The sequence below is a fragment of the Phenylobacterium sp. genome (genome assembly GCF_031181185.1).
Taxonomy (GTDB): domain Bacteria; phylum Pseudomonadota; class Alphaproteobacteria; order Caulobacterales; family Caulobacteraceae; genus Phenylobacterium.
Genome location: NZ_JAPSKZ010000130.1, coordinates 1 through 10,316 on the forward strand (window position 1 = coordinate 1; position 10,316 = coordinate 10,316).

General features: G+C 69.6%; 11 protein-coding genes. 8 read left to right on the top strand and 3 right to left on the bottom strand.

Annotation, left to right across the window (positions count from 1 at the left end):
- Positions 1–62 precede the first annotated feature (62 nt).
- Positions 63–917: a DUF817 domain-containing protein gene (locus tag RIF93_RS14825; RefSeq protein WP_309092224.1), complete on the top strand. Its 855-nt coding sequence runs from the start codon at positions 63–65 to the stop codon at positions 915–917.
- A gap of 3 nt (positions 918–920) precedes the next feature.
- On the opposite strand, the gene folE is transcribed toward RIF93_RS14825, so the two are convergent.
- Positions 921–1,553, bottom strand: coding sequence for a GTP cyclohydrolase I FolE (gene folE / locus RIF93_RS14830; RefSeq protein ID WP_309092225.1), 633 nt, complete (start codon positions 1,551–1,553; stop codon positions 921–923).
- Between the two features lie 167 nt (positions 1,554–1,720).
- On the opposite strand from folE, the gene cysS reads away from it, so the two are divergent.
- Genes cysS through RIF93_RS14845 form a run of 3 tightly spaced genes read left to right on the top strand, consistent with a single transcriptional unit; the run spans position 1,721 to position 4,430 of the window.
- Positions 1,721–3,124, top strand: a complete 1,404-nt coding sequence (cysS, locus tag RIF93_RS14835; RefSeq protein ID WP_309092226.1) for a cysteine--tRNA ligase — start codon at positions 1,721–1,723, stop codon at positions 3,122–3,124.
- Complete coding sequence (locus tag RIF93_RS14840) at positions 3,124–3,690, top strand: SRPBCC domain-containing protein (protein ID WP_309092227.1); 567 nt, start codon at positions 3,124–3,126, stop codon at positions 3,688–3,690. The genes cysS and RIF93_RS14840 overlap by 1 nt, the downstream gene beginning before the upstream one ends.
- Before the next feature lie 2 nt (positions 3,691–3,692).
- Positions 3,693–4,430 (top strand): protein-L-isoaspartate(D-aspartate) O-methyltransferase, encoded by a 738-nt coding sequence (locus RIF93_RS14845; RefSeq protein WP_309092228.1) that lies wholly within the window; start codon positions 3,693–3,695, stop codon positions 4,428–4,430.
- A 3-nt stretch (positions 4,431–4,433) separates the two neighbouring features.
- On the opposite strand, the gene RIF93_RS14850 is transcribed toward RIF93_RS14845, so the two are convergent.
- The gene (locus RIF93_RS14850) at positions 4,434–4,943 is read right to left on the bottom strand and encodes a DUF4440 domain-containing protein (RefSeq protein ID WP_309092229.1); all 510 of its coding nucleotides are present in this window, start codon (positions 4,941–4,943) and stop codon (positions 4,434–4,436) included.
- Between the two features lie 67 nt (positions 4,944–5,010).
- Complete coding sequence (locus RIF93_RS14855; RefSeq protein WP_309092230.1) at positions 5,011–7,029, bottom strand: PBP1A family penicillin-binding protein; 2,019 nt, start codon at positions 7,027–7,029, stop codon at positions 5,011–5,013.
- 112 nt (positions 7,030–7,141) lie between these two features.
- Between RIF93_RS14855 and RIF93_RS14860 the strand changes: the two genes are divergently transcribed.
- The 4 genes from RIF93_RS14860 to RIF93_RS14875 form a co-directional block, all read left to right on the top strand.
- Positions 7,142–7,606: an iron-sulfur cluster assembly scaffold protein gene (locus tag RIF93_RS14860; protein WP_309092231.1), complete on the top strand. Its 465-nt coding sequence runs from the start codon at positions 7,142–7,144 to the stop codon at positions 7,604–7,606.
- A gap of 72 nt (positions 7,607–7,678) precedes the next feature.
- Complete coding sequence (yidD, locus tag RIF93_RS14865) at positions 7,679–7,924, top strand: membrane protein insertion efficiency factor YidD (protein WP_309092232.1); 246 nt, start codon at positions 7,679–7,681, stop codon at positions 7,922–7,924.
- Positions 7,921–9,897 carry a threonine--tRNA ligase gene (thrS, locus tag RIF93_RS14870; protein WP_309092233.1) on the top strand — a complete coding sequence of 659 codons (1,977 nt, stop codon included), beginning with the start codon at positions 7,921–7,923 and terminating at the stop codon, positions 9,895–9,897. Before yidD ends, thrS begins: the two co-directional genes overlap by 4 nt.
- Positions 9,894–10,316: glycosyltransferase (locus tag RIF93_RS14875; protein ID WP_309092234.1), on the top strand; the 423-nt coding region annotated here is incomplete at its 3' end. The genes thrS and RIF93_RS14875, both read left to right, overlap by 4 nt.

Below are 10,316 nucleotides of genomic sequence, written 5' to 3' on the forward strand. Positions count from 1 at the left end.
GGTTGGGTGTTCATGCCTCCCATATGGCGCCGCGCCACACCCTCGCGCTAGCCTTGCCTGCAATGAGTCTGAAGGACTGGGTGAAGGGCCGTGTCGCGGCCATGGACGCGGCGGCCCAGCCCTGGGCCCGGCGCTCGCGGCTGAACGCGGCCGCCTACGAGTTCCTGCTGTTCGGCCTGAAGCAGGCGTGGGCCTGCCTGTTCGGCGGGGCCATGCTCGCCCTGCTGCTGGCGACGAAGTTCTGGTGGCCCGAGGCCGCGCCGATCGCCCGCTACGACTTCCTGGTGCTGGGCGCGCTGGCCATCCAGGCCTTCATGCTGCTGACCAGGCTCGAGCGCTGGGACGAGGCGGTGGTGATCCTGATCTTCCACGTGGTCGGCACGGCCATGGAGGTGTTCAAGACGGCCCAGGGCTCGTGGATCTATCCCGAGGCCAGCCTGCTGCGGATCGGCGGCGTGCCGCTGTTCTCAGGCTTCATGTACGCGGCGATCGGCAGCTACATCGCGCGCATCTGGCGGCTGTTCGAGGTGCGGTTCGAGAACTATCCGCCGCTGTGGGCGCCGTGGCTGCTGGCGCTGCTGGCCTATGCGAACTTCTTCACCCACCACTATGTCGTGGACATCCGCTGGGGCCTGTTCGCGTTCTCAGTGGCGATCTTCTGGCGGACCTGGTTCACCTTCACGGCGGACCTGGCGACGCGGCGGATGCCGATGATCGCAGGCGCCCTGCTGGTGGCGCTGTTCATCTGGATCGCCGAGAACCTCGGCACCTTCGCCAGCGCCTGGATCTATCCCGAGCAGAGGGACGGCTGGCGGATGGTCGGCTTCAGCAAGCTGGGCAGCTGGTACCTGCTGATCATGCTGAGCTTCGTGCTGGTCAGCCTCGTCCACCGTCCGGAGCGGGCGGACGAGGCCTGAGGCTTATTTCCGGTTCACGAAGTCCAGGAAGCGCTGGCGCAGCGTGGGATCGGTCTTGAAGACGCCGGTGAACTGGGTGGTGATCGTCGAGACGTGGCGGTGGTGCACGCCGCGGGTGGTCATGCACTGGTGGGCCGCGTCGATCAGCACGGCGACGCCGGCAGGGCGCAGGCTGTCGGTGATGGCGTCGGCGATCTGCTGGGTCATGGTCTCCTGGGTCTGGAGACGGCGGGCGAAGATCTCGACCACCTTGGCCAGCTTGGAGATGCCGACCACGCGGTTCGTCGGCATGTAGGCGACGTAGGCCTTGCCCAGAAACGGCGCCATGTGGTGCTCGCAGTGGCTCTCGACCTCGATGTCGCGGAGCATGACGATGTCGTCGTAGCCCTGGACGTCCTCGAAGGTGCGCGACAGCTCCTTGGCGGGATCGAGCTGATAGCCCTCGAACCATTCGGCGTAGGCGTCGACCACCCGCTTGGGCGTGTCGATCACACCTTCGCGGCGGGGATCGTCGCCCGCCCAGGCGATGAGCGTGCGGACGGCCTCCATGGCCTCCTCGCGCGTCGGGCGCTTCACCGGTTCGAGGTCGTTGTCTTCGGTCCCGATGAGGGTCCGGTCGCGAGAAACGGCGTCCATAGAGAGCGGTCTTCCCAAGGGCTGAGTTGCGCCGGGACGAAGGCCCCGGAAATGACGCGTGCCACCCTGTCTTCACACGGAAGGGCGCGGCGTGGCGTCCCGTCCGGGCGATCTGTATATGGGTCCCGAGCCCCCACCGGCAACCTTGCCGCAGCGTTAGCGTGACAATGACCCTCGCCCTTTACGACACCATGGCCCGCGAGAAGCGGCCCTTCGCGCCCCAGGATCCCGAGCGGGTGACGATGTATGTGTGCGGGCCGACGGTCTACAACTACGCCCACATCGGCAACTTCCGGCCCGTGGTGGTCTTCGATCTGCTGTTCCGGGTGCTGCGCGAACTCTACGGCGAAGACGCCGTGGTCTATGCCGCCAACGTCACGGACGTGGACGACAAGATCAATAAGAAGGCCGCCGATGAGGGCGTGCCGATCAACGTGATCACCGACCGCTACCTCGAGGCCTACAACGCCGACGCCGCGGCGCTGGGCGCCCTTCGGCCCACGTTCCAGCCGCGCGTGACCGAGACGATGGACGCCATCGTCGGCATGATCGGCCGGCTGGTGGAGAACGGCGCGGCCTATGCGGCCGAGGGCCATGTGCTGTTCTCGACCGAGAGCTTCCCCGATTACGGCAAGCTGTCCGGCCGCCCGCTGGAGGACCTGATCGCCGGGGCGCGCGTGGACGTCGCGCCTTACAAGAAGGACCCGCGCGACTTCGTGCTGTGGAAGCCGTCTAAGCCGGGCGAGCCCGAGTGGGAGAGCCCCTGGGGTCCGGGACGGCCCGGCTGGCACATCGAGTGCTCGGCGATGATCGAAGACGCGCTGGGTCTGCCAATCGATATCCACGGCGGCGGCATCGACCTTGTCTTCCCGCACCACGAGAACGAACTGGCCCAGGGCGTCTGCGCTGGCCACAGCCACGAGTACGCCCGCTACTGGCTGCACAACGGCTTCCTCAACATGGCCGAGGAGAAGATGAGCAAGAGCGTCGGCAACGTCGCGCTCGCCCACGACCTCCTGAAGACCTATCCGGGCGAGGCCCTGCGCTGGGCGCTGTTGAGCGGCCACTACCGGCAGCCGCTGGAGTGGACCGACACGCTGATCGAACAGGCCAAGAGCGCGCTGGACCGCCTGTACCGGACGCTGGACGACAGCCTGCGTGAGGCCGGCGGCGAGTTCGACGAGCCGGCGGTCGCGCCCGAGGTGGCCCGCGCGCTGCACGACGATCTCAACACGCCGTCCGCCATGGCCGCCCTGTTCCAGCTCTCGGACGAGCTGCGCGCGGCGATCGGCAAGAAGGACAAGGGGGCGGCGGCCCGGGCCCGGGCGCGCCTGGTGGGCTCCGCCAACCTGATGGGCTTCCTGACGAAGGATCCGCAGGCCTGGTTCCAGGCCGGCGCCGATGACGACCTGAAGACGAGAGTGGAAGCACTGATCGCCGCCCGGCAGACGGCCCGCGCCGAGAAGAACTGGCCCGAGGCCGACCGCATCCGCGCCGAGCTCGCCGCGTTGAACGTCGAGGTGATGGACGGCCCGTCCGGCGCCACCTGGCGCATCAAGGAGCAAGCCTGATGGCCTTCAAGGCCCCCGAACTGAAGTCGCAGCCTTTCGGGCGCGGGGGCGGCATGGGCCCCAAGACCATGAGCCTGAAGACCGAGGGCAAGCCGCCGCCGCCCAAGGCGCCGCGCGGCTACCGCATCGAGGACCGGATCGGCATCCAGGCGCCGGCCGAGGTGATCTGGGAGGTGGTCTACGACCTGGACCGCTGGAGCGAGTGGAACCCGACCTATCCCAAGGCCGCCGGCGTCATCCGCATCGGGGAGCCGCTGACGCTCACCCTGGCGCTGCCGGGACAGGCCCAGCAGGAGATCCGGCCGCGGGTTCTGGAGTGGGTGCCCAACGAGCAGCTGCACTGGCAGCTGTCGATGCTGGGCGGGATGATCAAGACCCTGCGGTATATCGAGATCCAGCAGCTCGCCGAGGCAGGCTGCATCGTCGACAACGGCGAAATCTTCGGCGGCCTGATGGGGCCGTCGCTGGGTCGGCGCATGTCGGGTCCTGTCCGCCGCGGCTTCCGCGCCATGAACGAGGCCTTAAAGGCCCGGGCCGAGACCCTCTGGCAGGAGCGGCGGAGCTAGCCATGATCCGCCGCCGGCCATTGCTGGGCGGGATGGCGGCGGCGCTGGCGGCTGGACCGGTCGCGGGGCAGCCCTCGTACGACGCCGCGCGCCGGCGGATGGTCGGCAACATCCAGCAGCTGGCCGCGGCCGGCGCGCTGGGCGGTCCCCGGCGGCTGAGCCCGGCCGTACTGGACGCCCTGCGCACCGTCCCGCGGCATCGCTTCGTGCCGCGCGACCTGGAAGGCGAGGCTTACGGCGATACGCCCCTGCCTATCGGCCACGGCGCCACGATTTCCCAGCCGTTCATGGTCGCCATCATGACCGACCTCCTGCAGGCGCGGTCCGACTGGAAGGTGCTCGAGGTAGGCACGGGCTCGGGTTACCAGGCGGCGGTCCTGGCGGCGCTGGGCGCCCAGGTGTTCACCATCGAGATCGTGCCCGAACTCGCTCGGACCGCCGAGGCGCGGCTCGCCGCCCTTGGCTACCGGGGCGTGCAGGTCCGGGCCGGCGACGGTTACAAAGGCTGGCCCGAGGCCGCGCCCTTCGACGGCATCCTCGTGACCGCTGGCGCGACGCACGTGCCGACGCCCCTTGTCGAGCAGCTGAAGCCGGGCGGCCGGATGGTGATACCCGTCGGGCCGAGCCAGCAGCTGCAGCAGCTGACGGTGGTCACCAAGGACGCCAGGGGCGCCGTCCGCACGACGCGGCTGGGGCCTGTGTTGTTCGTGCCCCTTCAGGAAGACGCACGCCGGAGGTGAGCCTCAGCCGTCGTACTTCAGCCCCGTCACCGGCTGGGCGGCCTCGTAGGCCTCCTTGGTCGAGGGCAGGCTGGCGTCGTGGGAGATCTTCCACGTCCCGTCCGGCTCGCGGCGGGCGGTGAGCAGGAACTTGCTGTAGCGGACCTGCTCGGCGCCGTCGGTCCCGCGCTTCATGGCGGTGCGGTAGTAGCCCATGTCGATGGCGGTGTTCCCCGCCAGGGTGCGGCGGGCGACCCGGTAGCTGATGGTCATCGCCACCTGGTCCGTCTTCAGGCGCTCGGCCGAGCCGCGCATCAGGCCGTGCAGGCGCTCGCCCTGGTCGATGGGGCCGGGGTTGGGCGGCAGGTAGGCGGCGTCGGCGGTGTAGGCCCGGCGCGACATCTCGGGATCGTGGACGCGGATGCCTTCGGCGATCCGGTCGTAGATGGCGTTGACGTCGGCGTTCACGTCGGCAGCGGCGGGGGTGGCGGCGAAGACGGCCAGGACGGCGGCGCAGGGCGCGAGGCGATTCATCGGAACTCCTAGAAATGCGGAGCGCCGAACCTAGACGCGGCCCACGGCCAAGCCAGTTAGGATTTTGTCACGTTCCGGGCGGCGGCGGCGCATCCTCTAGGACCGGCGGCTCCTCGTCGGGCTCGGCCGGTGGGACGTCCAGCTCCTCGGGGCGGACCTGCGGCGCGGGCGTCAGAATGGCAGGCTCCTCGCCGGGGATCGGCGGCGCCTCCAGCGGCGGGGGCTCGCCCAGGCCGAGATCAGGCAGGGTCGTCAGACCTTCGTCCGAGAAGGTCTCCAGGTCCAGCAGGGGCACGTCCTGCACTTCCGCGGGCGCCTTGAAGTCCTCGCGGCGCATGGCGAAGGCCATGAAGTCGCGGAAGATCTGGGCTGGCAGCATTCCGCCCGTGACGCGGCGCATCGGCTGGTTGTCGTCGTTGCCGACCCAGACGCCGACCACCAGGTCGCCGGCGAAGCCCACGAACCAGGCGTCGCGATAGTCCTGGCTGGTGCCGGTCTTGCCGTAGACGCCCGGGCCGGCGTTCGCCGCCGTCCCCGTGCCGCGTCGAACCACGTCCTGCAGCATCAGGAGGAGGCCGTCGCGCTCGCGTCGCGCCAGCGGGCGACCAGGGGCGGGCTCTTCCGTCAGGAGACCGCGGGGGCGCACCGGCGCCTGGCCTGCGGCGATGCCGGCGTAGGCGGCGGTGAGGTCCAGCAGGGTCATCTCGCCGGTCCCGAGCGCCAGGGTCGCGTCGTTGGGCAGGGGGGCGGTGACGCCCAGGTCGCGAGCGGCCTCGATCACCGCGCCGGGGCCGACCTGCTGGATAAGGCGGGCGGCGGCGACGTTGCTGGATCGGGCGAAGGCGTCGCGCAGCGGGACCGGGCCGCCGGCGTAGCGGCCCTCGTGGTTCTCAGGCGCCCAGCCGCCGATGGTCACCGGCTGGTCGAGGACCAGACTGTCGGTCGAAAGGCCGCGCCGCAGCGCCGCCATGTATACGAACGGCTTGAAGGCCGAGCCGGGCTGGCGTTCGGCCTGGGCCGCGCGGTTGAACTGGCTCTTCCGGTAGTCGAGGCCGCCGACCATGGCCACCACGCGGCCGTCGGTTCGCATGGCCACCAGCGCGGCCTGGCTGGCGTTATAGGCGCCCGCGCCCGCCATGACGCGCCGGATGGAGTTCTGCGCCTGTCGCTGCAGCGCCGAGTCCAAGGTTGTCCAAACCTCCACCTCGCCGTAGGCGCGGTTGAAGGCCTGCTTCACCTGCGGCGAGATCCAGTCGGCGAAGTAGGAGCCGACCGGCAGGCTGGCGCGGCCTTCGCGGACCTTCACCCGCCGCAGCGCGCGCCGCGCCTCGGCGTCGGTGATCATGCCCGCGTCCACCATGGAGGCGAGGACCACCTGGGCTCGCTCGCGCGCAGCCTCGAAGTCGGCGGTGGGCGCCAGCCGCGTGGGGGCCTTCACGACGCCCGCCAGCATGGCCGCCTCGCCCAGGGTGAGCTGCTCGGGCGCCTTGTCGAAGTAGTGGCGAGCGGCGGCCCGCAGGCCGAACACCCCGTCGCCGAAATACACGCTGGAAAGGTAGCGCGAGAGGATTTCGGCCTTGCTGAGCCGCAGCTCGAGATACACGGCGATCACCGCTTCCTGCGCCTTGCGGCGCAGGCTGCGCTCGTTGGAAAGGAAGGCGTTCTTGGCCAGCTGCTGGGTGATGGTGGAGCCGCCCTGCCGCACTTCGCCACTGCGGGCGTTGGTGACGAGCGCGCGGCCGATGGCCCGCAGGTCCAGGCCCATGTGATGGTTGAAGCGCCGGTCCTCGATGGCGATGAACGCGCTGGTGACGTGGGCCGGCAGGCGGGCCGCGTCGACGGGGGCCTCCTTGTAGGAACCGCGCCTCGCGAACGGCTTGCCGTCGGCGGTGATCAGCACCAGCGTGGGCGCGCCCAGCGGCTCCAGCGCCCGGCTGAGCGGCAGGGCCCAGGTGAGCCAAAGAAACAGCAGCGCGAGGAGCGCCGCCGCGCCGCCCGTGACCTGGACGCGCCGGCGTCGCCACCAGGGCCGGGGCTCGGGGGCAGCCTCGGGGGCCTGCGGCTCCGCGGCCAGGGTCGTGCTCATGCGTGGGAACTCGGAACTCAAGGGTCCTGCGACAACGGGGACCGGCCTTCCGGGTTCTCCGGCGGCTTTCGGATTTGACAGAGCGCCTGTCGATGCCGACCTAAGGTCCGCCATGATCGACGACCTCTATTCGGCGAAGCTCCTGCGGCTGGCGGCGGAAATCCCCCACGCCGGGCGCCTCGCCGCGCCCGAGGGGACGGCCGAGAAGGTGTCCAAGCTGTGCGGCAGCCGGGTCGTGGTGGACGTGAGGGTCGACGGCGACCGCGTGGCCGACTTCGCTCAGGACGTGAAGGCCTGCGCCCTGGGCCAGGCGGCGGCCTCGGTATTGGGCCGCCACGTGCTGGGCACGAGCCTCTCCGAGCTGGAACTGACGGCGGCGCAGTTCCGTGCTATGCTGAAAGACGGCGGACCTCCGCCGGAAGGACGTTTTGCGGATCTGGCCATGCTCGCGCCCGTGAAGGATTACCCGGCCCGCCATACCTCGACGCTGCTGGCGTTCGAGGCGGCGACCGAGGCTGTCCGCAAGGCGCTGGACGCCACGGGCGGGACGCGAACTAGCCCCGCCGGCGCGGCGTGATCCTCTCAGCTTGATCCTAGGGAGGCCCCGGCGTAACGCAGGGCCCTTCGAACAAGCCAGTCAGCCGCCGGCATGAGTTTCTACGAGAGCTGCGTCAAAGGCGCTTTGCGCGCCTACAAGCTGACGCTTTCGCCGCTGATCGGGCGGCAGTGCCGGTTCGCCCCGACATGCTCGGAGTACACGGCGGAAGCCCTGATCAGCCATGGCCCCTGGCGGGGCGGCCTTCTGGGCCTGCGCCGGGTGTGCCGATGCCATCCCTGGGGGCCGTCGGGCTGGGACCCGCCGCCGCCTCCGACCCGGACCAAGTTGGACTCATGATCGACCTGATTTTCCCCGACGGCTCCAAGCGCTCGTTCGACGCGGGCGTCACGGGCCGTGAGATCGCCGCCGGCATCTCCAAGAGCCTCGAGAAGAAGGCCATCCTCGTGAAGGTGGACGGCGAGCTGCTCGACCTCGACCGGCCGCTCGAGAAGGGCGGCGCGTTCGAGATCCTGACGCGCGAGTCGCCTGAGGCGCTCGAGACGATCCGCCACGACGTCAGCCACATCCTGGCGGAGGCGGTGCAGGAGCTGTTCCCCGGCACGCAGGTGACCATCGGTCCTGCGATCGAGGACGGCTTCTACTACGACTTCGCCCGCGACGAGCCGTTCAGCCTGGACGACCTGGCCAAGATCGAGCAGCGCATGAAGGAGATCGTCGACCGCGACGAGCCCATCAGGCGCGAGGAATGGGATCGAGACGAGGCGATCCGTCACTTCCGCGAGATCGGCGAGGAGTACAAGGCGCAGATCATCGAGAGCATCCCGGTGGGCGAGAAGATCACGGTCTATCGCCAGGGTCAGTGGAAAGACCTGTGCCGCGGGCCGCACCTGCCGTCGACGAAGCACGCCGGCAAGGCGTTCAAGCTGACGAAGCTGGCGGGCGCCTACTGGCGCGGCGACCACCGCAATCCCCAGCTCCAGCGGATCTACGGCACGGCCTGGGCGTCGGAAGCCGAGCTCGAAGCCTACATCCAGCGCCTGGAGGAGGCCGAGAAGCGCGACCATCGCAAGCTCGGCCGCCAGATGGACCTCTTCCACATGCAGGAAGAGGGCAAGGGCATGGTGTTCTGGCACGAGAAGGGCCTGACGCTGTGGCGCACGGTGGAGAGCTATGTGCGCCGGCGGCTGGACGCGGCCGGCTATCAGGAGGTCCGCACGCCGCAGGTCCTGGACCGGGTCTTCTGGGAGAAGTCCGGCCATTGGGACAAGTACCGGCCGAACATGTTCGTCTGCGAAACGGAGGAGGGCGAGGAGCTCTCCCTGAAGCCGATGAACTGCCCGGGCCACGTGCAGATCTTCAAGTTCGGCCAGAAGAGCTACCGCGACCTGCCGCTGCGCATGGCCGAGTTCGGCGCCTGCCATCGCTATGAGCCGTCGGGTTCGCTGCACGGTCTGATGCGGGTGCGGGCGTTCACCCAGGACGACGCCCACATCTTCTGCCGCGAGGACCAGATCGAGGAGGAGACGGCGCGGTTCATCGAGCTGGCCAACTCGATCCACGCCGACTTCGGCCTGGAGCGCGACCACATCGCGCTGGCGACGCGGCCCGAGATCCGCGCCGGCTCGGACGAGTTCTGGGACAAGGCCGAGGCCCAGATGCTGTCGGCGGCGCGCAAGGCGGGCGTGGAGCCGGTGATCGCCGAAGGCGACGGGGCGTTCTATGCGCCGAAGCTGGACTGGGTGCTGAAGGACTCGATCGGCCGCACCTGGACGTGCGGCACGATCCAGCTGGACTACGTGCTGCCCGAGCGCCTGGGCGCCGAATATGTGGCCGAGGATGGATCGAAGCAGCGCCCTGTGATGTTGCACCGGGCGATCTGCGGCTCTCTGGAGCGCTTCATCGGCGTGCTGATCGAAAACTACGCCGGCGCCTTCCCCTTGTGGCTGGCGCCCGTTCAGGTTGTAGTGGCGACGATCACGTCGGACGCCGACGACTTCGCGCGGAAGGCCGCCGAAGAGTTGAAGGCCAAGGGACTGCGCGTGGACCTCGACCTGCGCAACGAGAAGATCAACTACAAGATCCGCGAGCACAGCCTCGCGAAGATCCCAGTTATCGCGGTCGTCGGCCGGCGCGAGGCGGAAGAAGGCAAGGTCGCGCTGCGACGTCTGGGTTCAGACGGCCAGCAGATCCTCCCGCTGTCCGAGGCGGCGAACGCACTTGCCTTGGAGGCGAGTCCGCCCGATCTTGCCCGTCAAGGTCAGTCCGGGGGGGCGACCGCAGCCAGGGGCGGCGAGAAGGAGGCTGGATGAACGGCATCGCCGCACCCATCGTCGCCGCCGAGCCTGCCTCGATGGCCGATGTCCTGCGGCCGCGCCGCAGCGTCTCGGTCGTCATGGTCGTCTACATGACCGGCGAGGCCCTGGCGCAGAGCGTCGAGCGGGTGCTGGCCGACCCGCTCGTCGACGAGTTCGTCATCGTGGACAACGGCTCCGCGCCCGAGGAGGCCCAGCTTCTTCGGGCGCTGGCGGCGCGCGACGACCGCGTGGTGCTGCTCGCCGGCCACGGCAACATCGGCTTCGCCCGAGGCGCGAACCTGGGTGCGCGCAACGCTGCGGGCGACCTGCTGGTGTTCCTGAACCCCGACGCCTTCCTGCAGCCGGGCTGCATCGCCGAACTCGTCCGCGAGATCGAGGGCCGCCCCGTGCCCTGCCTCGTCGGCGGGCGCATC